The sequence below is a fragment of the uncultured Methanobrevibacter sp. genome (genome assembly GCF_947170395.1).
Classification (GTDB): Archaea; Methanobacteriota; Methanobacteria; order Methanobacteriales; family Methanobacteriaceae; genus Methanocatella.
On sequence record NZ_CAMVTE010000005.1, the window covers coordinates 64,823 to 88,592 of the forward strand.

Consider the following 23,770-nt stretch of genomic DNA (forward strand, 5'->3'; position numbering starts at 1 on the left):
TTCAACGGATATTATGAATAAATTGATTGATAGAGGTTATGATTTTTTTAAAAAAGAAATAATATTTTCAATATCTTTGATATTGGCTATTATTTCCTGTTTTTTTGTTAAACCCAGTATCAGTTATCTGAATTATATCAATTGGGAAACAATAATATTGCTTTTTGTAATTATGGTTATTGTCGAGATTTTAAAAAACTTGTCTGTTTTTGAGAGGTTGGTTCGCAAATTATTGACTAAAATCAGAAATACTCGGGGACTTGTTTTTATTTTGGTTTTTATCTGTTTTTTAAGTTCCATATTCATTACAAATGATGTTTCATTGATTATTTTTGTACCATTTTCTATATTGGCATTAAAAAAAATTGACAGAACTGATTTGATAATACTGACAGTCTCGCTACAGACCATTGCAGCTAATGTGGGGTGCATGGTTCTTCCTATTGGCGCGCCACATAATATTGTAATGTTTACTGTGTCTGATATTTCATTTCAGGTGTTTTTCTTATTGCTGCTACCTTATATTATTGTGTCTGTGGCGTTTTTGGTGGCGTTAATGCTGTTTGCTCCAAACGATAAGATTGATTTGCCTGCAATGAGCAAAATTGAATTCGACAGTAAAAATTTCCTTAAAAGAGTTTTCCTTGGTGTTGACTATTATCTGCTTTTAACTTTCATAGCTCTTTTTATTCTGATAGGTAATTTGGAAAATATTGCCTTTTTCAAGGCACTGTTTACAAAATTGATTGTTGGAAATGAAGTTCTCTGTGGAGTAATATCCTCTCAAATTATTTCAAATGTGCCGGCCGCCATTCTTTTAAGCGGTTTCAGCACCAATTATGAAGCAATCATTGTCGGTATTAATATTGGTGGTTTTGGAACACTCATTGCATCAATGGCAAATTTAATATCTTATAAGATTCTTGTTCGCGAGTATGGTGAATTTAAAATAAGATATCTGGCCATATTTACATTTTTGAATGTTGTTTTGCTGGTGCTGCTGACTGGCGTTTACATTTTAATTTAATAGGTGTAATTCAAATTACACCTTGAAATTATTATTCATCCCACAAATCGGCAACTTTGTTTGCAATAAACACACAGCAGTCCACGCATGGGGATTTGTCCTCTCCGTGGTTTGTTATTGTGCCGCAGCACACGCTTCCGTATTCTTCTTTAAATGCATTAAATATTTCCTTTGCGTTGGCTTTGATTTTTGAAGGGTCATCAACAACCAGTCCGTTTGCCATCAATGCGCCGGTTACAGCTCCGCAGGTTCCCTCATCGAATGTTCCACCAATTCCTCCTGCAAATCCACATCCTAACTTTACCATTTCTGCTTGACTGATTGGATATTCGGCTGTTTCACAAAGGCCCATCAAAGTTGACTCTGAACAGCTTTTGAATTCTCTATATTCTCTAATTTTTTCCTCTAAAATTTCTTTGTCAAGTTTCATACATCAATCTCCCAATTTTAGTTAAATAATTATTTAAATTAATAATTTAAAATATTTAATTGTTAAAAAATTTGTGAGTTGATAAAAATTATACATCCAAGACCAAGTCCGATTGCGGCTACTCTTTATACTTTAAGGGACATGAACGTTGATGTTATTGTTATGCACGGACCTACCGGCTGCTGCTTTAGAACGGCCAGACTTTTAGAAGGTGATGGGGTACGTGTTGTAACTACGGGAATGTCTGAAAATGATTTTATATTGGGCGCTGGTGAAAAATTAGTCGATACCCTGAGTGAAGCTTATGAAACGTTTGAACCAGAATTGATGGGTATTGCAGGTACCTGTGCCAGTATGATTATTGGTGAGGATTTAAAAGAGGCAATAGCAACTGCAGATTTGCCGTGCACTGTTATTCCCGTTGAATCTCATGGGGGATCAGGTGAGGGAGACAATACCGTTGGAGCCATCATGGTTTTAGATGCTGCAGTTGAATGTGGCGTAATTCCTCGCCAGGAAGCTGACAGGCAGATTGAAATGCTTGAAAAAGCAACTGAAGTTGAAAAGACCCGTGGAATGGCACAGGGAAAATACATCAAACCTAATTTTGGAGATTCCAAGGAAAATGTTGCAAAAACTGTCGTCAACGCCCTGAAAGATAATAAGAAAGTGGCTTTTGTTTTAAACGTTAAAAAGGAAACATCATATTTGTTTGCAGATATAATTAATTTTAACTACAAGGATATTAATCCGGACAACAAGCCTATTTTTGTAGCCAATCTGGATGAAAACATCGGCCTTCCAAGAATCAGGCAGCATGCTGTAAACATTAAAAGCCAGCTGGATATTGAACCTGATTTCATTACAGGTGGTCTTGATGAGTATCCGATTACCGGAGATGTGGCTGCAGAATATCTGAAGGATAAGGATTTGGATTTGATTGTAGTATTCGGTGTTCCTCATGCATTTCCAATCGAGGACTTTGATGTGGAATCTGTTGCAGTTACTGATGGACCTCGTTTGGTGGAGCCTCTTAGAGAATTGGGATACGCTCATGTTGTCGCAGAGCTTGATGCACATTCAAAAACGTTGGGAACTGATGAAATAGTATTTTCAGACTTTGGTGGTATGATTAGATCAGCTATTGGATGGTTAGACGAATGATAACAATTATTGATTATAAAAGTGGAAACCTTAAAAGCATTTCAAATGGATTTAAGAAAATCGGTGCCGAATTTCAGATAACTGATGATAAGGAAATCATTGCAGGCAGTGATTATTTGGTTTTGCCTGGTGTTGGTGCTTTTGGAAGTGCAATGGATAATTTGAAGGCATTTGAAGATGTTATCAATGAACATGTTAATGATGATAAACCGTTTTTGGGAATTTGTCTCGGCCAGCAGGTTCTTATGAGTGAAAGTGAAGAGTCACCTGGCGTTAATGGTCTGGATTTATTTAAAGGCAATGTTGAAAAACTTCCCGAAGGCGTTAAAATACCTCATATGGGTTGGAACAGATTAAGAGTCTTAAATGATTCTCCAATTCTGCAAGGCATTGATGGAGAGTATTTCTATTTTGTCCACTCATATCATGTAGTGCCGGATGATGAGAGCATCGTTGCAGGCGTTTGTGAATATGGGGAGGATATTGTAGCGTCATTAAGCAGAAACAATTTGTTTTCAACACAGTTCCACCCTGAAAAAAGCGGTGTGGCAGGACTTAAGATTTTAAAGAATTTCACTAATTTGGAGATTTGATTATGGATATTGAAGGATTTGTAAGGGCCAGAATTGACGACTATGATTATAATGATCTGGCTGAAATATTGGCGGTTAGAATTAGAGAATACAAAGAGATATCACCTGAAAACTCAGTTGAAATGGCAAAAGCGGTAATTGATGAGGTTTCAACAACTTTAAAATTACAGGAAAGTGATGACGAATTTTTAAAAGAAATAGCTAGTGTCAATAAGGCTGATGTGCTTATGGGTGAGATGGGAGTCGGGTCCCGTGGAGCAGGAGACTTTTTCGTTCACAGAAAAATAGCCGAAATCGTCTCATCAACAAATACTGCATCTTTGGTAAATCCGTCCGAGCAGGATGATGGGGGAGTTGTAAAGGCTCCCGTTAATAATGATGAAGTTTATATTACAACTGCCGTTGACGGTATACACTCACGTTTGAGTGAATATCCATTTTTAGGCGGTTTTCATGTAACTAGGGCAACTTTAAGGGATGTTTGTGTAATGGGAGCGGACCCTGTTGCAATTTTAAGTGACGTTCACCTTGCTGATGATGGGGATGTTGCTAAAATATTTGACTTTACTGCAGGTGTTGCAGCAGTTTCAGAGCTTGTGGATGTTCCGATTGTTGCTGGAAGTACCCTTCGTGTCGGAGGAGATATGGTATTGGGTGACAGGTTCGTGTCAGCTGTTGGAAGTGTGGGTGTGTCAGCTTATCCGCCAACTGCAAGGAAAGGAGCAACCGAAGGGGACGTTATCCTTTTAACTGAAGGCTCAGGTGGCGGAACAATTACAACAACAGCGCTTTACAACGGATTTTTCGATGTTGTATGGGATACAATGAACGTTAATTTTGTTCAGGCATCACATGCATTGTTTGAAGCGGACCTTGTTAAAGACATCCATGCAATGACTGATGTAACAAACGGCGGTCTTAGAGGTGATGCCCATGAAATATCAAACACAACTGGTGTCGGTTTGCAGTTCTACGAAAAGGAAATCAGACAGATGGTTGCACCAAATGTCTTGAACATGCTTGAGACATTAAACATTGATCCTTTAGGCGTATCAACAGATTCGTTAATGTTAATTGCGCCTCCTGAAATCGTTGGAGACATTAAAAAGGCAGTTGCAAAATATGATGTTGCAATTTCTGAAATTGGTGAGGTCAACAACTCCGGGGAACCAATCTTAATCAAAGAGGATTCAACCGAAGAAAAACTGGTTCCATTGTTTAGGGAAGCGGCTTATACCAAAATTAAGAAACTGGTCGGTGAAACCACTCCTGAAGACTTTGAGCAGATGAAAGAAAAAGTTCAAAAGGCTTCAGATGCGGCAATTGCCAAAAAAGAAAAAGTCATTGAACATATTCGTGGAAACTAAATTCAAGAGAAATTATTAGATTTCTCTTTTAAAATTCTTTTTTTCACCAAGTGATGCTCAATAATTGAGCTGAAATAATACTTGGCTCATTTAATCTTTTTTTTGATTAGGATTCAAAGTGCGACTGCATGCAAAAGCACAGTTGTGCACTTCCAAATTTTTTATTAGATTTGCATTCCAATCACTAACCATGTTAGACGATAAGGGAAGTTTTTATTTAATAGAATCAATATTGGCGATAGCTATTCTTTTGATGGCTATTTTTGTAGTAAACACTGTAATTTCAATACCTTCTCCGGAATATTCTTATGACAACTTTGATTCCAAAACGGCCCAGGATACGATGGAAATCCTGTCCGGAAAAGTTAATTTCACTGATGTATCTTTCATCGCAAGCATTTCTGATGTTTTAAAGAGCAATAAAAATTCAAAAAAATCAGTCAGTGAAGTTTCTGAAATTTGTAAAGACAAATTTAAGACATTGGATATCAAAAATTATTGGTTCACGGAAAACAATGTTTTAAAGGGTAAGGTATTGGCGTCCCAGGGTGATTATTCGAAGGCAAGTAAGGTTTCACAGGCTACAAGGACTTATGGGGACTATTCATATACTTTGTTGGTATGGCAATAATTATATACTATAAAAATCATAACATTAATTGTTATCTTATTTTGTTTAGCCCCGATGGTGTAGTTTGGATAACACATGGGACTGCGGATCCCATTCCCCGGGTTCAAATCCCGGTCGGGGCATTAATATTTTCCGTGATTATCATGTTAAATGCTAATACTTATGTTACATCTCAAAAAGGTATTGGTGGAACAATCAGAAACCAATATGAAGATTTTTACGTTGAAGAAATTCCAGAAATAACTCCTGAAGGCGAAGGCCCGAATGTCTATGTCTGGATTGAAAAGCTTGGAAGAACCACCTTGGATGTTGTTCTAGACATTGCCCGTGATTTGCATATTTCAAGAAAAAGAATGGGCTTTGCTGGAATGAAGGATAAAAAGGCAATTACCCGTCAATGGATTTGTATAGCCAACATGGATTCCGAAGAGCAGTTCAGGCAAGTGGAAAACCTTGATATTTACAAGACTGATTTTTTAAAGGTTGTCCGTGGCCGTAAAAAACTCAGAATGGGTCAGCTTAAAGGAAACAAATTCAAAATTCTCATTAGGGATTTGGATGATGTTGAAAAGAGTGCAGAGATTGCAAATGAGGTTTTAGGACAACTTGAAATGACCGGCGTTCCCAATTATTTCGGATGGCAGAGATTTGGAAAGCCAAGAACAATCACCCATTTGGTAGGTGAGGCATTGGTTGAAAATGACCTCAAAAAGGCTGTCGGAAGATATATCGGAAATCCGACAGAAGATGAGGGTGAAGACAATAAAAAGGCAAGGCAGGCTTATGATGACGGTAATCTGGAAGAGTCCCTTAACCTGATGGGCAAGGGTATGCGTTATGAAAAGATGATGATTAAGGAGTTAATCCGGGACTCCAAAAAAGGCGAACTGACAGACCAGTCCTATATGAATGCGCTTCACGCACTTCCAAAACCTCTTCAGAGAATGTTTGTCCATGCTTATCAATCTTACTTGTTCAATGAAGCCGTAAGCAATCGTGTGGCTATGGGCATCGATAAATATATTGAAGGAGATATTATCATTGACCGAGAAGAAAATATTGTTCGTGATAAGACTCCTGAGGAATACGATGAATTGATTAAAGGATTTGAGGCAGATCCCACCTGTCCGTTGTATGGTACAAAGGTGCCGTTTGCCGGTGGAAAGGTTGGGGAGATGGAAGAAAATATTTTAACCAATTATAATCTTACAAAACAGGACTTTGAAGTTCCTAAAATGCCACGTTTGGGAAGTCATGGGCTTAGAAGAGCCATGCGTTTTCAGGTGTGGGATGCAAAGGCGACTCCACAGGATGATGGGGTATTATGTGAATTTTCAATAAATAAAGGCTCTTATGCTACAGCAGTTTTAAGAGAAATCATGAAAAAGGATGTTATTTAAGGTGATTGAATGATTGAATGTAGAAGTATTGCAAAAGGAAAAGGAAAAGGGGAATTGATTGTTTCATCAGAACCTATAAGCTTTTTGGGTGGAGTTAATCCTGAAAACGGACAGGTAATTGATCCAAATCATGAACTTAAAGGAGAAATCATTAAGGATAAAGTTCTCTTCATCCCTGGAGGAAAAGGTTCTACAGTAGGGTCTTATGTTATTTTTCAGATGATGAAAAACAATACTGCTCCAAAAGCTATTATCTGTCTTAATGCAGAACCGATTATAGCTACCGGTGCAATAATGTCCGATATTCCTATGGTCGACTCTCCAAATGAAATTAAGGATTTGACTAATGGAACTCTGGTGGAAGTTGACGGGGACAACGGAACAATAGAAATATTATAGGGATATTATGCAAACTCTAATTGAAAATGTAAATGTTGTAAATCCTTTTGAGGAAATCGAATCCTCTCAGAACGTTTTGATTGAAGATAATTTGATTAAGGAAATTTCATCTTCAAAGATTAAGGTTAAAGATGCTGATGTCATTGACGGTGAGGATAATTATTTGCTTTCTGGCTTTATTGACTGTCATTGCCATATTTTTGCAAAGGGATTTCACAAAGAGGAAAACATGGCAAACCCGTTGGGAATTCATTTTTACAATGCAGTTCCTCACTCCTTGCAAACTTTAAACGCTGGCATTACATCAATTAGGGATTGTGGTTCTGCTGATTTGAGTTTCAAACTTGCTCAAGAGAGAAGATTATTCTCTGCTCCGAAAGTTCATTTGTCAATCACTCCTTTGGTGATGACGGGCGGTCATTTTGATTTGTTGTTGCCTTCCGGATTTGACATGGAGATAATCTATCCGGGTTTTCCAAAAGGCAGGTGTGACGGTGTTGAAGAGGTCATAAAAAAGACACGTGAAGTCAAAAGAGCAGGTGCTGATTTTATAAAGGTCATGTGCAGTGGAGGAGTTTTAACAACAAACACATCACCTGAATTTGCACAATTCAATAAAAAGGAACTTAAAGCCATAGTTAAAGAGGCTGCTGCAAATAACATGGGTGTTTCAGCACATTGTCATAGCTTAAAAGGTATGAATAATTGTATCAATGCAGGTTTTTCATCAATTGAGCATGGAACATTCATTGACAGAAAAACCGCTCAAAAAATGGCTGAAAAAGATGTAAATTTGATTCCAACACTGTTAGTTCATCAGTTTTTATATGAAAACGGTTTTCCTGCATGGGACAGTTATGCAGATGAAAAAACAGAAAAATTAAAGGAGATTGTTAAAGTTCATAAAGAAAACATTGCCGTTGCTTATGAGGAAGGAGTAAACATATTGATGGGAACAGACAGTGGTGTAATTCCTCATGGTCATAATTTGGAGGAGTTAATTCATTTGGTTGATATTGGAATGTCTCCGGATGAAGCTATTGCCAGCGGAACAGTTAAAGCAGCTGAATTTTTAGGTCAGGACAACTTGGGATTGGTTAAGGAAAACTATGTTGCGGATTTGATTTTAGTAAATTCCAATCCTTTGGATGATGTTTCAGTTTTAAGCGATAATGATAATATTTTGAGGGTTTTACAAGATGGTGTTGAAGTTAAGCATCGATGAAGAGTTGTGCACTGCCTGCAAACTTTGCCAGCAGGTCTGTATTCGCGATAATATCATAGTTGAAGATTTTGCAGTCGAAACGGAAAGTAACTGTTTTGAATGCGGACATTGCATGGCGGTGTGTAAAGCAGGTGCAATAACATTGAAATCCTTTGAAGGTCATGAAGACAGGATTTCTGAATATAACTCCCGCGAAATCCCTGTGGATTATGATGATTTGCTACAATTATTAAAGCAAAGAAGATCTGTACGTTGGTTTAAAAACAAAAAGGTTGATAAAGAAACTTTCGATAAATTGTTTGAGGGAGCATATTATTCACCATCAGCACAAAACTCTCAGGATGTTGAATTTGTAGTTTTGGATGAGAAGTTAGATGAATTCATGGAACTTGTCTATGATATCATCAAAGTTCAGGAAGATGAATTTTTCAGAATTAAAGAGTTTGGCGATTATTTAAAGGACCCTTCAACAAAAGAGTTCCATCCTTTGTTATGGGGTGGAAAACAACTTATTTTAACATTTTCAAACGATAAGACAAGTGCGGTTATTGCAAATACTCGCATTGAACTGCTAGCATATTCTTTAGGGTTAGGAGGATTTTATTCACTGTTTATTTTAAAAGCTGATGAAATTGACCATGACAGGTTAATGGAGTTTTTCCCGGAAATTGATTCTTCTAAACACATGTATTCCTCTTTTATAATCGGCTATCCTAAAGTAAGATTTAGAAGGACAATTCCTCACAAAGAAATTAATGTAATATATAAATGACTTTTTAGCAATGCCTAAAATTTATTATACAAATAATACAAAACTATTGTTATAATTTTAATAGGAGGATTGTCATGGCGAAACCAAAACACATGGATGTTCCAATTGAAGGTATGCATTGTGCTTCCTGTGTTTTAAGTGTTAATAAAACATTTGAGAAGGTTGAAGGTGTAGAAGATGTTGATGCGGATTTGGCTTCAAACAAGCTTCACATTACTGTTAACCCTAAAAAAGTTTCATATGATGAAATGGATAAATTAGTTAAAAACTTAGGTTTTGAACTTCATTCAGATGAGATGACTTTAAGAATTCAGGGAATGCATTGTGCTTCATGCACTATGAATGTTGAGAATTTTTTAATTAGGCTGGATGGTATTTTTGATGTTAAAGCGGATCTGACATCCCAATCAGCAAAGATAAAGTATGATTCATCTAAAGTGGATTTGGATGAAATCGAAAAGGTAATCGAATCGTTGGGCTTTGAACTTTTAGGAGTTGAAGGTCAAACAGAAATTGATGAGGAAGCTATTTATCAAAAGGATCTGGCTGAAAAACGTAACAGAATCATTGTAGGTTTAATTTTTTCAGCAATTCTAATGGTATTGATGTTCAGCGGATGGGACCCTTTAATGGGGGTAACTGAATCCATTAATAAGGCAACCGGTTTGAATATATCTTCAATGGGATTGCTGTCTTTACTTGTAAGCATTGCTCCATTTTTATATGTTTCATTGCCTATTTTAAAAGCAGGAGCAAACGGATTAATGCACAAAAACCTGAATATGGACGTGATGTACTCCATGGGTATTATGGTGGCATACGTTTCAAGTATCCTGGGTACTTTCCATATTGTTTTAGACCACTCTTTTATGTTTTACGACTCTGCCGTAATGCTTCCTTCATTTTTAATGATTGGAAGATACCTGGAAGCAAGAGCCAAAAAAAGAACATCAGATTCAATAAGGGAATTGATAGGCCTTCAGCCTACTGTTGCAACAGCCATTGAACTTGATGAAAATGGTGAAATCGTCTCTCAAAAAGAAGTATCTATTGCAGATATTGTAATTGATGATTTATTATTGGTAAAACCTGGTGATAAGATCCCGGTCGACGGAGATGTTGTCGGCGGTGAGTCTTATGTTGATGAATCTATGATTAATGGTGAACCAATACCTAAAGTCAAAAAAGACGGTGAGGAAGTATTTGCAGGAACAATAAATCAGGATGGAGTATTATATATTAAAGCACAAAAAATCGGAAAGGAAACAGTATTATCCAATATTATTCGTTTAGTTGAAAAAGCACAATCCTCAAGACCTCCAGTTCAAAAATTCGCAAATACAATTGTCACTTACTTCATTCCGGTAATTTTAACTATAGCCATTGCGGTATTTTTAATATGGTATCTTGTACTTGGAGCCTCACTGCTGTTCTCATTAACATGTCTGATTTCAATTTTGGTAGTTGCATGTCCATGTGCATTGGGTCTTGCTACTCCAACAGCAGTTACTGTAGGTGTCGGAAGGGCAGCCGAGTTCGGTATTTTGATTAAAAACGGTGATACTTTAGAAAATGCCGGACAAATTGATGTTGCCGCTTTTGATAAAACAGGAACAATAACAGAAGGAAAACCTGAAGTTGATGATATAATAACTTATGGAATATCAGAAAATGAATTAATTCAGCTAGCAGCCAGCATTGAACAAAATTCTAACCATCCTATTGCAAAAGCTATTGTAAATAAGGCAAAAGAAATGAATGTGGAATTTGACTCAACCAGCACTTTTGAAAATGTCACAGGTAAAGGTCTTAAGGCAGAACTGAATGGTAGTGAAGTCTTTGCAGGCAATTTGGCGTTAATGCAGGCAAATGATATTGACATTCCATCCGAAGTGGTGGATAAATATCATGAACTTGAAAGTTTAAGCAAAACAATTATCTTTTTAGCTCAAGATAATTCAATAAAAGGTATTTTAAGTTTATCTGATAAAATCAAGTCAAATTCCAAAAGGACAATCGATGAACTGCATAAGATGGGTGTTGAAACATATATGCTCACAGGAGACAACGAATCCACTGCACTAAATGTTGCCCGTGAAGTCGGAATCGACAATGTGCGTGCTGGAGTGCTACCTGAAAACAAATTAAGCATTGTTAAGGAAACTCAGGCAAACCACACCAAAAAGGTATTGTTTGTGGGAGACGGAATCAATGATGCTCCTGCATTGACTCAGGCAGATATCGGTGTGGCTATGGGTAACGGTACGGATATTGCTATGGAAAGTGGTGATATTGTTGTTATGGAAGGTGATTTGGAAAATGTGGTTGCTGCAGTACAGTTTTCTAAAAAGGTAATGAGAAGAATCAAGGAAAATATATTCTGGGCATTTGCATACAATTCAATTTTAATTCCGGTAGCGGCAGGTGTCTTATATCCGACATTCGGCATCACTTTTGAACCTGCTTTGGCTGGCCTTGCAATGGCAATGAGTTCCGTAACAGTCATTACATTGTCTTTAATGCTTAAAAGATATGTTCCTGAAATAAAAAGAGAAAGTAGGAATTAATTGATTATTGATCAATTAATTCTAATTTTATTTTACCTAATTTTGGTGCAAGGAAATTGTAGAAAATTGCTATTAGGGCACCATTGACGAATGCGCTAACGAATCCTCCAACAACATTTACAAGTGCTGTTGTGATGTTTCCACCACTAATCAATGAGATTATTGCAAGAATCAGGTTTAAAACACCGCCAACTACAGCAAATGCAATGGCTAATTTCAATACATCAACTGAATCAATTGCAGTCATATTGTCTTTTTTGGATAAGTTAAATACAGCACCTCTTCCGGTATCTGCAAAAATATTGTAGATGTAGCTGCCAAGCAATACAAATACGAATGAAATAATGAATGTACCGAAGATTATTATGGCTATTGTTGTAGGTTGGCTTAAAAGCATAATGATTTGATAAAGTCCATAGGCTATTGCTTCTTGGCCTGAAAACATCAGTGTCTGCATTATTGTACTGATTAACAATGGCAGAATCAATACTGACGCTAAATAGATTAATATAACTTGTATTGTCAGTATCATTGCTGTAAACATTGCTGTTTCGGTAGGTGAAATTTGACTTAACTCTTTTTCATCTTTAAATGTTAGTTTAATGTTTTTCAGTTTTTTGGATAATCCATTGAATAAAAATCCCTTACAGAATGCAGTATAGATTGTGTACATGAATGTTCCCACCACTATTGTTGAGATGAGATACAGAGACACTCCGATTGCACTGGGATTTGCAATTCCAATTGCAAGTACTATGACTATTGAAGAGATAATTGAAAACAACACTGCAATTGCTGTTGCAACAATTGTAAATGAAGCTAAATCAACGGATTTTAATTCTTTAACACTAGTCATTGTAGCACCTAGAACCAGTCTTTGGATTTTTCAAGCAATTCGTCTATGATTATTGAAATGGATCCGACATAGGTGTGAGGGTCCATTATCTTTTCAACGTCCTCTTCGGTGAGATATTTTTGAACCTCTTCGTCTTCTAAAATCAGTTCGCCCAACAGTAGTTTTTCCTTATTGGCTTTAATTGCATTTTTTCTTACAATACCGTATGCGGTTTGTTTTCCCATTCCTGCACGTGTAAGTTCAGCCATTAATCTTTCTGCCATAATCAAACCGTTAGTCAGGTTTAGGTTTCTTTCAATGTTTTCATCATAGAATATTAAGTTATTCATTAGTTTAATTGTCAAGTTTAAGATGTAATCGGTTAGGATACAGCTTTCAGGGAACATGATTCTTTCACATGAGGAGTTGGTCAGGTCTCTTTCATGCCAGAGAGGGTTGTTGTCTAATGCTGCATTGACATATGATTTAATGATTCTTGCAACACCACAAATCCTTTCAGCAGTAATTGGATTCATTTTATGTGGCATTGTACTGCTTCCAACCTGTTTTTCAGGATCGAAATATTCTCCAACTTCCATAAGTTCAGTTCTTTGAAGGCTTCTGATTTCCAATCCGATTTTATCAAGAGTACTTGCTATATTTGCGAGCACACAAATAAACTCTACATGGTTGTCTCTTTGAACGACCTGGTTTGTAATTGTGGCGGCAGGAAGACCTAAGATTTCAGCAACGGTTTTATGGATTTCCCAGCCTTGTTCTCCTAAAGCTGCGGTTGTTCCGACAGCTCCGTCCATCATACCAATACAAACATTTCCTTTGGCATGTTCCAGTCTTTCATATTGTCTGTGAAGTTCATCAGCCCAAATACCGAATTTCATTCCGTAGGTTGTTGGAAGTGCATGCTGTCCGTGTGTACGTCCGATGCACACTTTCATCTTATTTTCTTCAGTTAATTTAAGCATTATTTTGGTTAATCTTTCTAGTTTTTCTTTTAAAACTTCGATAGAGTCACGGATAAGCAATGAATTTGAACTGTCTACGATATCATTGGATGTAGCTCCGAAGTGGACATATTCTCCGGCACCATTTTCACATACTTCTGTAATTCCTTTGGAAAGTGCAGCAATGTCGTGATTAGTTTCAGCTTCAATAGCTTTAACTCTTTCTAATTTTACATATTCTGTTGTAGCTTTAGCGGCAATTTCATCAGCAACTTCTTGAGGAATTATTCCTAGTTTTCCTTCAGCCTGAGCCAATGCGGATTCCACATCTAACATTCTTTGCAGTTTATTTTCTTCTTCCCATATTCTTTTCATTTCTGGGGTACCGTACCTAAATTCAATAGGATGTATAGCCATTTTTTATCATCTCATTTTAACATTTTTGTGCAAGAATTCTCCAACTTCTAAGCTGGAGAGGTTCAATTCATTAAACTATATTATATATTTCAACATTCTGTCTATTATATTTTATATAATTCAAAACATTTATATTACTTTATCTAAAAACATTAATACAACCTGTATAATCTGAAGATTATATGATAGGTGAGAATATGGAAACAAAAATACGGCAGTTTCGCCAGGAAAAAGGCATGACTCAACAGGAGTTGGCCGAAGCGGTAGGTGTAACTCGTCAAACAATAAATGCTTTAGAAAACGCTCGCTATAACCCTTCCTTATTATTAGCCTATAAAATTACTAATATTTTGGGTCAAAATGCTATAGAAGATGTTTTCGTGTTAAATGAAAACGAATAATTGAACTAAAATTTTGTTAGTGATTTGTTTCAATCTATATGCCATTGTGCCATGTAATTTATCTTTTACATTTAGTTCTTATTTTGATAATATGTCTTCCTTTAACGATGCTTTGAAAAATATTAAAATCAAAAATCTTGCGATTATAATAATAGTTGCTTATCTGGGCATATTTCTGTTGTCTCAGTTTAGCGGCCCAATTAGTTTTTCATGGGTTTATGTTATAGTGATATTTTATTTCATTTTCATGCTTAAGGATTATTTCAATGGCTTTAAGCAGGATGTGAGAGATGCATTTTCCAAAAGTCAATTGCGCTATGTTCTTCTGATTGTATTTTTAAATATTTTCTTTTCCTATGGGATGCTGTATTTGGCAAACGGAATCATTATCCAGTTTCCCTTTTTGGATTTTTTAGTAAATTTTTCTATACCTTCAATGTCATTGGTCGGCTATTTCCCGATTGCCGGAAGCTTTATTTCAACAGTTGTCATTTCTCCTATTTCTGAGGAATTTATTTTTAGAGGAGTATTTTTAAATAGGCTCAAGCTTTTTGTCCCAACAGTTTTTGCAATAGTGATTACTTCACTTCTCTTCGGATCGCTTCATAATTTTGGAAGCCTTATTTCTGCATTTGTCTTTGCGGTTTGCATGGCAATACTGTACCTTAAAACGGATAATATATGTGTTCCCATCCTGGCACATTTTTTAAACAATCTGTTTGCGGAAATAATCAGGTCTGCTGATGTCAATGAACTTCTGTTCACTAACGGTTGGGTAATAGGAATTGTAAGCATTTTGGCGATTGTTTCTGCAATTCTTCTGTTTACTTCAATCTTAAATGAATTGAATAAAATTAAATAATAATAAGATAAAGATATTCTTAAAAGGAGTTTGAATATGGATTTAAAAAAAATTGGTATAGCTCTCATTTTCATAGGGATTGTTGTTACAATTGTATATCTTGGCAATGAAAAGGTTTTCGTTCCTGCATTGACAGTAACTGTTTTGGGATTCTTTGTAACAGTTGTCGGTTATGTTAGTGATATCCGCAAAAGAAAAATCATCAACGACCAGCTCGACAAGGATATTGGCTCTATCCTTCAGCCTTTAATTACCAAATATTCCAATTTAAATAAACAGTATAGAAGTCAGTTTGAGGGTGAAGAGTATACCAAAAAAAGACTGGAGTTAAATAAGAATTTGGAAAAGGAAATTTCTGAAAAACTTCCTTATCTGGAAAGCCGTGAAGTTAAAAAGATTGTTATTCAGTTTAGTCAGGAACAGGACAAAATGTAACAATATATTTTTTTGAAAAATTTTACAATGTACAAAAAGTTACAACAAGGTTTTAAATAGTACATTATTCTAATAATTAAATTAAGTGATTATATGTTTTCCCCAAGTTTAGAAGAAGTAAAAAACATTTCAAAAAATAAGGAGTATAAACGAATACCGGTATCTTATGAATTATTTTCAGATATCGCTACTCCTGTAGAGGTTTTAAGAGTTTTAAAAGGAATCAGTAACCATTGTTATATGCTGGAAAGTATTGAAGATGCTGAAAAATGGGGAAGATACAGCTTTTTGGGTTTCAATCCGCTATTGGAATTTACCTGTCAAAACGGTGTTGTCCGCATTAGGGGTGATGAAAACTTTGAAAAATTAAACGATAATGAAGTGGTTATCGAAACAGACAATCCCAGTGAAATCATCAAAGATTTGGTTAAAAAGAACAAATCTCCAAAACTAGATTATTTGCCTCCATTTACTGGTGGTTTTGTAGGTTATTTTGCTTATGATTATATAAAATATGCCGAACCTTCACTAAAATTGGACGCTGAAAATCAGGATCAGTTTAAAGACATTGATTTGATGCTGTTCGATAAGGTTGTTGCTTTTGATAACTTCAAGCAAAAAATAATTTTAATTGCCAATATAAAAACCGATGATTTGGATGCAAATTATCAGAAAGCCTGTAAAGAATTAAAAGACATTGCAGACTTAATAAAAAATGGTAAAAAAGCTGATATAGAACCATTAAAATTAAAATCAGATTTTAAACCCGTATTTTCACGTGAAAAATATTGTGATATGGTTTTAAAAGCGAAACATTACATTAAAGAAGGGGATATTTTCCAGGTTGTACTGTCTAACAGAATTGAAGCAGACATCTCCGGAAGCTTATTCGATACGTATAGGGTTTTAAGAACCACCAATCCCTCTCCATACATGTTTTATTTCTCAAGCAATGATATTGAAATAGCAGGAGCTTCTCCAGAAACCCTGGTTAAACTGACAGATAAAAAACTGTACACATTTCCCCTTGCAGGAACAAGACCTCGCGGAAAAACAGAAAATGAAGATTTAGAGCTGGAAAAAGAATTATTGGCCGATGAAAAGGAATTGGCCGAACATAACATGCTGGTTGATTTGGGACGCAATGACATCGGCAGAATCTCTGAGATAGGTTCTGTTCATGTAGATAAATATTTGTCTGTCGAGAGATTTTCTCATGTGATGCATATAGGTTCCACTGTTAGCGGAATTTTAAGAAGTGATTTGGACTCACTTGTAGCTATTGATTCCATTCTTCCCGCCGGAACATTATCCGGTGCTCCAAAAATAAGGGCTTGCGAAATCATTAATGAACTGGAAGATAACAAACGTGGAATTTATGGCGGGGCAATCGGTTATGTTGACTTAAGCGGGAATATTGATACCTGCATTTCAATTAGAATAGCTTTTGCAAGAAATAATAAGGTTTTCATACGTTCCGGTGCAGGCATTGTTGCAGATAGCGTTCCGGATAAAGAGTTTGATGAATGCTTGAATAAGGCGGCAGCTGTAATTAACGCACTAAAAATTGCAGATGGGGGAATAGAATGATTCTTTTAATTGACAATTATGACAGTTTTTCATATAATCTATTTCAGCTGATTGGTGAGGTTGAAAGCGATATTTCAGTTTTCAGAAATGATAAAATAACGATTGATGAGATTTATGATTTAAATCCGGATGCCATTATATTGTCTCCAGGGCCGGGAAAACCTGAAAATGCCGGAATATGTGAAGACATTGTCATGGAATTTCATGATAAGATTCCAATTTTGGGAGTTTGTTTGGGCCATCAGGCAATTTGTGAAGCTTTTGGAGGAAATATTTCACATGCAAAAAGGTTGATGCACGGCAAATCATCCGATATTTCCCTGGATTATGATTATCTGTTTAAGGGTCTTCCAAGTGAAATCAATGTTGGAAGATATCATTCATTGAGTCTGGTTGAAGATACGGTTCCTGATTGTTTGCAGGTCATCTCTAAAGCCAAAGACGACGGTGAAATCATGGCAGTAAAACATAAGGAATTTAATGTATATGGACTTCAGTTCCATCCGGAATCAATATTGACTCCTGACGGTTTAACAATTATAAGTAATTTTTTAGAAAAAGTAGATAAGGGGATTTTATGATTAAAGAAGCTATTTTAAAAGTGTATAAAAAACAGGATTTAACATATGATGAAGCTTACCAGACTATGGATGAGATTATGAGCGGCGAGGCAAGCGAGGTGCAGATGAGCGCATATTTAACTGCAATGTCCATGAAAGGTGAAACAATTGACGAAATCACCGCATCCGCTGAAGCTATGAGAGCTCATTGTGTCAGATTATTGAATGATGAGGATGTTTTAGAGATTGTCGGAACTGGAGGCGACGGTTCAAACACGTTTAATATATCAACAACATCTTCAATTGTTATTTCCGCAGCCGGAGTTCCGGTAGCCAAGCATGGAAACAGATCGGCATCCAGTAAATGCGGTGCTGCCGATGTGCTTGAAGAATTAGGTGTGAACATTTACATTGAACCGGAAAAAAGCTTAAAATGTCTAAAAGAAATTAACTTGTGTTTTTTGTTTGCTCAAAATTATCATTTAGCCATGAAATATGTTGCCGGAGTGAGAAAAGAACTTTCCATAAGAACAATTTTCAATATTTTAGGTCCCCTAACCAGTCCTGCAGGGGCCAGCATGGAAGTATTGGGAGTTTATGAAAAAGAACTTGTAGAACCTTTAACAAAAGTTTTAAAAAATTTGGGTGTTAAATCTGCAGTGACCGTTTACGGTCTTGACGGAATGGATGAGATTTCTGCAAGTGACAAGACAGCAGTTTGTGAACTTAAAGACGGTGAAATCATGACCTATGAGATATCTCCGGAATACTTCGGAATGGAATTGGCGTCAAAAGATGATCTCGTTGGTGGCGATGCAAAAGAAAATGCCCGAATCACTTTATCAATTCTAAATGGTGAAAAAGGTCCAAAAAGAAATGCGGTTCTATTAAATTCCGCTGCAGGTTTATATGTTGCGGGCAAAGTAGAATCTTTAAGGGAAGGCGTTGAAATGGCAGAAGAGATTATTGATTCCGGAAAAGCACTAAAACAGCTTGAAAGATTTATTGAATGTACAAACAGATGATTATTATGTTGGATGAAATTGTTGAGAAAACAAAACAGAGAATTGAGGAGTCTAAGAAAAACAAGTCTCTCGAAGAGCTCAAAAGTGAAGTTCAAAAACTGGAAATTACAAAAGAGTTTCCTTTTAAACAGGCTTTAAGCGGTGATGAAATTTCAATAATCGCTGAAGTTAAAAGGGCTTCTCCTTCAAAAGGATTAATTGCTGAAGATTTTGATTATTTGGCTATTGCAAAAGAATATGAATCTGCCGGCGCATCTGCAATTTCCGTTTTAACAGAACCCTACTTTTTTAAGGGGTCCAATGATTATTTAAAAGAAATTTCTCAAAATATAAGCATTCCTGTTTTGAGAAAAGACTTTATAATTGATGAATATATGATTTGGGAGGCAAAGCTGCTTGGCGCTTCATGTGTTTTATTGATTGTGTCCATTTTATCAATAGTTGAGCTAAAGAAATTTTTAGATCTGGCTCATGATTTAGGTCTTTCAGCAATTGTTGAAACTCATGACGGTGATGAGGTTAGGACTGCAATGAATGTTGGAGCTGAAATTATTGGGGTTAACAATAGGGACCTGACTGATTTTAGTGTAAATATTGAAAATAGTATTGATCTACGTAGATGTGTCAGTGGCGATGTCATATTTATTTCTGAAAGTGGCATTAAAACACCTCAAGATGTAAGGAGATTAAAAGAAAATAATGTTGATGCTGTTTTAATTGGCGAAACTTTAATGAAAAGTGATGATAAAAAGTTGATGATTTCGGAGTTGAAAAATGGTTAAAATTAAAATCTGCGGAATCCGCCGGCAGGAGGATATTGATATTGTTAATAAGTATAATCCGGATTATATAGGTTTTGTATTTGCACAATCAAAAAGACAGGTTTCTCATGAACTGGCATCAAATTTAAAGGATAAACTGAATCAAAACATTATTCCTGTTGGCGTTTTTGTTGATGCATCTTCAGATGAAATATTGGAACTGTTCAATGATGGAATAATTGAAGTTGCACAGCTTCATGGTTCGGAAGATGAGGAGTATATTAATGCTTTAAAAGAAAAAACTAATAATAAGCTAAAAATCATTAATGCAATTGAGATGTCGGAAAATGAAGATTTATTAAAATATGATAATTCCCAAGCAGATTATTTGCTATTGGACAGTGGTAAAGGCAGTGGAAAAACATTTGACTGGCGTCTGATTAGAAAAGATTTGAAAAAAGACTTTTTCTTGGCAGGTGGAATAAATTCAGCTAATGCTGTTAAAGCTATTGAGGAATTTAAACCTTATGCTATTGATTTAAGTTCAAGCCTTGAAACTGACGGATTTAAAGATGAAAATAAAATTAAAGAGATTATGGAGGTTATAAATTGAATAATGGAAGATATGGGGAATATGGTGGCCAATACATATCTGAAACTTTAATGAATGAGTTGTTATATCTTGAAGAGCAGTATTATCATTACATGAACGATCCTGATTTTGTAGATGAATTGAATACTTTGTTAAAGGAATATGCTGGAAGACCGTCCTTATTGTATTATGCAAAAAGAATGACTGAAGACTTGGGCGGGGCAAAAATCTATTTGAAACGGGAAGATTTAAACCACACCGGCGCTCACAAAATTAACAATGTTTTAGGCCAGGTATTGCTTGCTAAAAAAATGGGGAAAACAAGAGTAATTGCAGAAACTGGTGCAGGACAACATGGAGTTGCAACCGCTACTGCTGCAGCACTATTGGATATGGAATGTGAAGTGTTTATGGGTGAAATAGACACTGAAAGACAAGCTTTAAACGTATATAGAATGGAACTGCTTGGAGCTAAGGTGCATTCCGTTAAATCAGGAACAAAAACTCTTAAGGACGCTGTCAATGATGCATTTAGGGATTGGATTGCAAGAGTTCATGATACAAATTATGTAATCGGTTCCACTATGGGTCCTCATCCATTTCCAATGATTGTTCGTGATTTTCAAGCAGTTATAAGTGCTGAAGCTCGCCAGCAATTTTTAGACAAAGAAGGAAAGCTGCCTACTGCGGTTGTTGCATGTGTCGGTGGTGGAAGTAATGCTATGGGGGCATTTTATAATTTCATTGATGATGAAGATGTTAAATTAATCGGCTGTGAAGCGGGAGGCAAGGGTGTAGACACTCCTTATAATGCAGCTGCTTTGACTAACGGAAAAATAGGAATATTTCATGGAATGAAATCAATTTTTAACCAGGGGGATTACGGTCAAATCGCTCCGGTATATTCCGTCTCAGCAGGACTTGACTATCCTGGTGTTGGTCCGGAACATGCTTATTTAAGAGACACTGGCAGAGCGGAATATGTTCCAATTAATGATGAAGAGGCTGTTGAGGCTTTTGAATATTTATCAAGAATGGAAGGCATTATTCCGGCAATTGAAAGTGCTCATGCAGTTGCACATGCAATGAAAATAGCTCCAACAATGGATAAGGATGATATTATCATGATTTGTCTTTCAGGACGTGGAGATAAAGACGTTCGCTCAATTGCACAATACAGGGGAGTTGAGTTAAATGAGTAAAATAGCTAATGCATTTAAAGACAGCAAAGCATTCATAGGATTTTTAACTGCAGGAGACCCGACTTGTGAAAAAACTGTTGAATATATCCTGGCAATGGAAGAAGCCGGCTGTGATTTAATAGAGATAGGCATTCCGTTTTCAGATCCTATGGCTGAAGGCGTTGTTATACAGGATGCTAATGTAAGAGCACTAAAACACAACACAACAACAGATGACGTGTTTGATATTGTCGAAAAGGTTAGGGCTAAAACAGATGTTCCGATTGTATTTTTAACATATATTAATCCCGTTTTCTTTTACGGTTATGAAAAATTCTTCAAAAGATGCAATGATTTGGGAATTGACGGAATTATCTCTCCTGATTTGCCTTTTGAAGAAAAAGGCGAAATTAAAGACATTGCTTTGAAAAATGGCGTTGATGTTATCTCACTTATCGCTCCAACTTCAAAAGAAAGAATTCAAAAAATAGCCGGCGATGCAACAGGTTTCATTTATATTGTTTCATCTTTAGGCGTGACTGGAATGCGTTCAGAGATTAAAACAGACTTGAATGCAATAATAGCCGACATTCGTGATGTTACTGATTTGCCTCTGGCAGTCGGTTTTGGAATAAATACTCCCGAACAGGCCACTCAGATTGGCCAGATTGCTGATGGTGTCATTGTTGGCAGTGCAATTGTTAAGATAATTGAACAGTATGGTGAAAATGCCAAAGAACCATTATCTGAATATGTTTCATCAATGAAAAAGGCAGCCAATAAATAATTAATAAAAAGATAAATTTATTATATATAAAAAATAAATATATAGACATTATTAATTAGAGGATTAGTTATGTTTAAAGCAGAATTAAGTGATTCTAGTATACTAAAAACCAGTTTTGATGCGATTTCATCCATTGTTGATGAAGTACAAATCCAAACTGATAGTGAAGGCATGAGATTAGATGCCTTAGACCGTAGTCATATAACTTTCGTACATTTGGAACTTAAATCCAGTTTATTTGATGAATATATTTGTGATGTTCCTGAAAAAATTAACATTGACACTGATGAATTTATGAGAGTTCTCAAACGTGCAAAATCACAGGACAGAGTTTTAATGTCTGTGGATGAAGGAAATTTCATTATTACTTTTGAAGGTGACGCAACAAGGACTTTCAAAATAAGATTGATTGATATGGAATATGATAACCCTGTTCCACCTCAAATTGAACATCCAACTTCATTCAAAGTACGTTTCTCTATCTTGAAAGACTGTATCAACGATATTGATATCTTTTCAGACAAGATTGCTTTCCAGGTTGATGAAGATTACTTTATTGCATCTGCTGATGGTGAATTTGGTGATGCAAGCATCAAATATCTCCACGGAGAAAACATCAACGAACATGCAAAATCTTTATTCTCATTGGATAAAATTAGAGAAATGCTCAAAGCGGATAAATTTTCAGAGGAAGCTGAAATTGGCTTAGGTACCGACATGCCATTAAGTTTAACCCTTAATATGGTAACCGGTGACGGTAAACTAAGTTTCTTGCTTGCTCCTAGATTAGAAACAGATGAATAATTTCATTTGTTTTAACTTTTTTTTATTTTAACAAATTTTTTAGAGATGGTATTAAGTGGATGATGAATTTTATCAAGAGTTACGTAAGGTTCAAAAGAAAGAACGTAACAACGGCACATTAGCGCGTGTTCCTGAAACCTTTTATAACGATATTCATTCCTTTTTGGATGACTTGAGAAAAAAAGCTATTCAGGATCCGTTTTCAAATGCTCATGGCATGCTTAAACAGGCTCAGATTATTGCAACTGAGATTTGTGAAAGGCGTGAAAAGAAAATAAGCGAAGCTGCTGTTGTTAATATTCACAGGTCCTATCATCTCTTTACAGGCAAACCTCAATTCGATTTGGTGGACACCACTCCGCTGAATCTGACTCCTGAAGAGGAAAGGTTTTATTATTCCCTCATTGAGACATTAAAAAATCACAGGGGAAACATTTCCCTGGAAAAATTGGCTGATGAGAAAGAGGATAAAAAACATAAGGCGGTTAAGCCTAGTCAACCGCAAACCAACACTTTGGATTCTTCCAGCGAAACTCCAAAAACTGATGATAAAGTTTTAAACAGGCTGGATGAGATTAAAAAAGCCGAAGTCATTGTTGATGAAAAGCCGGAACCGATTGAAAAGCAAATCATCAGCTCTAAAATCAGTCAGGCTAAAAAGGAAAATCCAAAACCGACCAGCATCGAAGATAATCCTAATGCCCTGGATGAAGTCGATGAATTTTATGATTTGGAATCTCAAAAAATTGCCAAAGATACGGAATTGGTCACAATGCTGGTGTTTGATGAAATTGGGCCTATCGTTGGTGTTGATGAAAAGGTTTACGGTCCTTTCAGGCCTCAGGATTTAGTGACTTTGCCGATGGTTAATGCGAAAATATTTTTCAAAAATAGAAAAGGCCGTCAAGTAAAAATTTAACTGTTTTTCCGGCCACGTTGAAATCCTATGATTTTTTCAGTTGAAATTGCACATCGATGATTTT

The 23,770-nt window shown here is 36.0% G+C and carries 25 protein-coding genes and 1 tRNA gene; 23 read left to right on the forward strand and 3 right to left on the reverse strand.

From position 1 onward, the window contains the following. Nucleotides 1-13 precede the first annotated feature (13 nt). Nucleotides 14-1,027: an SLC13 family permease gene (locus Q0W04_RS02325; RefSeq protein ID WP_298499870.1), complete on the forward strand. Its 1,014-nt coding sequence runs from the start codon at nt 14-16 to the stop codon at nt 1,025-1,027. A 31-nt stretch (nt 1,028-1,058) separates the two neighbouring features. Here the strand turns inward: Q0W04_RS02325 and Q0W04_RS02330 are convergent, their stop codons facing one another. Beyond that, nucleotides 1,059-1,457 (reverse strand): C-GCAxxG-C-C family protein, encoded by a 399-nt coding sequence (locus tag Q0W04_RS02330; protein ID WP_298499873.1) that lies wholly within the window; start codon nt 1,455-1,457, stop codon nt 1,059-1,061. Between the two features lie 90 nt (nt 1,458-1,547). Between Q0W04_RS02330 and cfbD the strand changes: the two genes are divergently transcribed. From cfbD to Q0W04_RS02380, 10 genes are all read left to right on the forward strand, one after another. After that, nucleotides 1,548-2,621: a Ni-sirohydrochlorin a,c-diamide reductive cyclase catalytic subunit gene (cfbD, locus tag Q0W04_RS02335; RefSeq protein WP_298499941.1), complete on the forward strand. Its 1,074-nt coding sequence runs from the start codon at nt 1,548-1,550 to the stop codon at nt 2,619-2,621. Next, complete coding sequence (gene hisH / locus Q0W04_RS02340) at nt 2,618-3,214, forward strand: imidazole glycerol phosphate synthase subunit HisH (RefSeq protein WP_298499876.1); 597 nt, start codon at nt 2,618-2,620, stop codon at nt 3,212-3,214. The genes cfbD and hisH overlap by 4 nt, the downstream gene beginning before the upstream one ends. A gap of 2 nt (nt 3,215-3,216) precedes the next feature. Further along, nucleotides 3,217-4,581 carry an AIR synthase-related protein gene (locus tag Q0W04_RS02345; protein ID WP_298499878.1) on the forward strand — a complete coding sequence of 455 codons (1,365 nt, stop codon included), beginning with the start codon at nt 3,217-3,219 and terminating at the stop codon, nt 4,579-4,581. 190 nt (nt 4,582-4,771) lie between these two features. After that, nucleotides 4,772-5,212 (forward strand): hypothetical protein, encoded by a 441-nt coding sequence (locus tag Q0W04_RS02350; protein ID WP_298499882.1) that lies wholly within the window; start codon nt 4,772-4,774, stop codon nt 5,210-5,212. Nucleotides 5,213-5,260: 48 nt separating this feature from the next. Next, a tRNA-Arg gene (locus Q0W04_RS02355) sits at nt 5,261-5,334 on the forward strand. A gap of 21 nt (nt 5,335-5,355) precedes the next feature. Continuing rightward, a complete protein-coding gene (gene truD, locus Q0W04_RS02360) occupies nt 5,356-6,612 on the forward strand; it encodes a tRNA pseudouridine(13) synthase TruD (RefSeq protein ID WP_298499886.1) in 1,257 nt (418 codons plus the stop codon). Between the two features lie 9 nt (nt 6,613-6,621). Further along, nucleotides 6,622-7,011, forward strand: a complete 390-nt coding sequence (locus Q0W04_RS02365; protein ID WP_298499889.1) for a DUF126 domain-containing protein — start codon at nt 6,622-6,624, stop codon at nt 7,009-7,011. 7 nt (nt 7,012-7,018) lie between these two features. Next, entirely contained in the window at nt 7,019-8,236 is a 1,218-nt protein-coding gene (locus Q0W04_RS02370) for an amidohydrolase family protein (protein WP_298499892.1), read from the forward strand. Further along, nucleotides 8,211-9,008 carry a nitroreductase family protein gene (locus Q0W04_RS02375; protein WP_298499895.1) on the forward strand — a complete coding sequence of 266 codons (798 nt, stop codon included), beginning with the start codon at nt 8,211-8,213 and terminating at the stop codon, nt 9,006-9,008. The genes Q0W04_RS02370 and Q0W04_RS02375 overlap by 26 nt, the downstream gene beginning before the upstream one ends. 74 nt (nt 9,009-9,082) lie before the next feature. Then, a complete protein-coding gene (locus Q0W04_RS02380) occupies nt 9,083-11,575 on the forward strand; it encodes a heavy metal translocating P-type ATPase (protein WP_298499898.1) in 2,493 nt (830 codons plus the stop codon). A gap of 4 nt (nt 11,576-11,579) precedes the next feature. On the opposite strand, the gene Q0W04_RS02385 is transcribed toward Q0W04_RS02380, so the two are convergent. Further along, nucleotides 11,580-12,431: a hypothetical protein gene (locus tag Q0W04_RS02385; protein WP_298499901.1), complete on the reverse strand. Its 852-nt coding sequence runs from the start codon at nt 12,429-12,431 to the stop codon at nt 11,580-11,582. Nucleotides 12,432-12,439: 8 nt separating this feature from the next. Then, nucleotides 12,440-13,789 carry an adenylosuccinate lyase gene (gene purB, locus Q0W04_RS02390; protein WP_298499903.1) on the reverse strand — a complete coding sequence of 450 codons (1,350 nt, stop codon included), beginning with the start codon at nt 13,787-13,789 and terminating at the stop codon, nt 12,440-12,442. Nucleotides 13,790-13,986: 197 nt separating this feature from the next. On the opposite strand from purB, the gene Q0W04_RS02395 reads away from it, so the two are divergent. The 12 genes from Q0W04_RS02395 to Q0W04_RS02450 all read left to right on the forward strand — a co-directional run bounded on the left by Q0W04_RS02395 (nt 13,987) and on the right by Q0W04_RS02450 (nt 23,706). Continuing rightward, nucleotides 13,987-14,190, forward strand: coding sequence for a helix-turn-helix transcriptional regulator (locus Q0W04_RS02395; protein ID WP_298499906.1), 204 nt, complete (start codon nt 13,987-13,989; stop codon nt 14,188-14,190). A gap of 91 nt (nt 14,191-14,281) precedes the next feature. After that, nucleotides 14,282-15,052 (forward strand): CPBP family intramembrane glutamic endopeptidase, encoded by a 771-nt coding sequence (locus tag Q0W04_RS02400; RefSeq protein ID WP_298499909.1) that lies wholly within the window; start codon nt 14,282-14,284, stop codon nt 15,050-15,052. 36 nt (nt 15,053-15,088) lie between these two features. Beyond that, nucleotides 15,089-15,487 carry a hypothetical protein gene (locus tag Q0W04_RS02405; RefSeq protein ID WP_298499912.1) on the forward strand — a complete coding sequence of 133 codons (399 nt, stop codon included), beginning with the start codon at nt 15,089-15,091 and terminating at the stop codon, nt 15,485-15,487. A 93-nt stretch (nt 15,488-15,580) separates the two neighbouring features. Next, on the forward strand, nt 15,581-17,077 hold the full coding sequence (trpE, locus tag Q0W04_RS02410; protein ID WP_298499915.1) for an anthranilate synthase component I: 1,497 nt from the start codon (nt 15,581-15,583) through the stop codon (nt 17,075-17,077). Next, the gene (locus tag Q0W04_RS02415) at nt 17,074-17,658 is read left to right on the forward strand and encodes an aminodeoxychorismate/anthranilate synthase component II (protein ID WP_298499918.1); all 585 of its coding nucleotides are present in this window, start codon (nt 17,074-17,076) and stop codon (nt 17,656-17,658) included. The genes trpE and Q0W04_RS02415 overlap by 4 nt, the downstream gene beginning before the upstream one ends. Next, nucleotides 17,655-18,662, forward strand: a complete 1,008-nt coding sequence (trpD, locus tag Q0W04_RS02420; RefSeq protein ID WP_298499921.1) for an anthranilate phosphoribosyltransferase — start codon at nt 17,655-17,657, stop codon at nt 18,660-18,662. The genes Q0W04_RS02415 and trpD overlap by 4 nt, the downstream gene beginning before the upstream one ends. After that, nucleotides 18,647-19,444 carry an indole-3-glycerol phosphate synthase TrpC gene (gene trpC / locus Q0W04_RS02425; RefSeq protein WP_366938617.1) on the forward strand — a complete coding sequence of 266 codons (798 nt, stop codon included), beginning with the start codon at nt 18,647-18,649 and terminating at the stop codon, nt 19,442-19,444. The genes trpD and trpC overlap by 16 nt, the downstream gene beginning before the upstream one ends. Then, complete coding sequence (locus Q0W04_RS02430) at nt 19,437-20,036, forward strand: phosphoribosylanthranilate isomerase (RefSeq protein WP_298499928.1); 600 nt, start codon at nt 19,437-19,439, stop codon at nt 20,034-20,036. Before trpC ends, Q0W04_RS02430 begins: the two co-directional genes overlap by 8 nt. After that, the gene (gene trpB / locus Q0W04_RS02435) at nt 20,033-21,217 is read left to right on the forward strand and encodes a tryptophan synthase subunit beta (protein ID WP_298499931.1); all 1,185 of its coding nucleotides are present in this window, start codon (nt 20,033-20,035) and stop codon (nt 21,215-21,217) included. Before Q0W04_RS02430 ends, trpB begins: the two co-directional genes overlap by 4 nt. Continuing rightward, nucleotides 21,210-21,983, forward strand: coding sequence for a tryptophan synthase subunit alpha (gene trpA, locus Q0W04_RS02440; RefSeq protein ID WP_298499934.1), 774 nt, complete (start codon nt 21,210-21,212; stop codon nt 21,981-21,983). Before trpB ends, trpA begins: the two co-directional genes overlap by 8 nt. 69 nt (nt 21,984-22,052) lie before the next feature. Further along, nucleotides 22,053-22,787 carry a proliferating cell nuclear antigen (pcna) gene (gene pcn / locus Q0W04_RS02445; RefSeq protein WP_292739053.1) on the forward strand — a complete coding sequence of 245 codons (735 nt, stop codon included), beginning with the start codon at nt 22,053-22,055 and terminating at the stop codon, nt 22,785-22,787. 55 nt (nt 22,788-22,842) lie between these two features. Continuing rightward, the gene (locus Q0W04_RS02450; RefSeq protein ID WP_298499938.1) at nt 22,843-23,706 is read left to right on the forward strand and encodes a hypothetical protein; all 864 of its coding nucleotides are present in this window, start codon (nt 22,843-22,845) and stop codon (nt 23,704-23,706) included. Nucleotides 23,707-23,770: the final 64 nt, after the last annotated feature.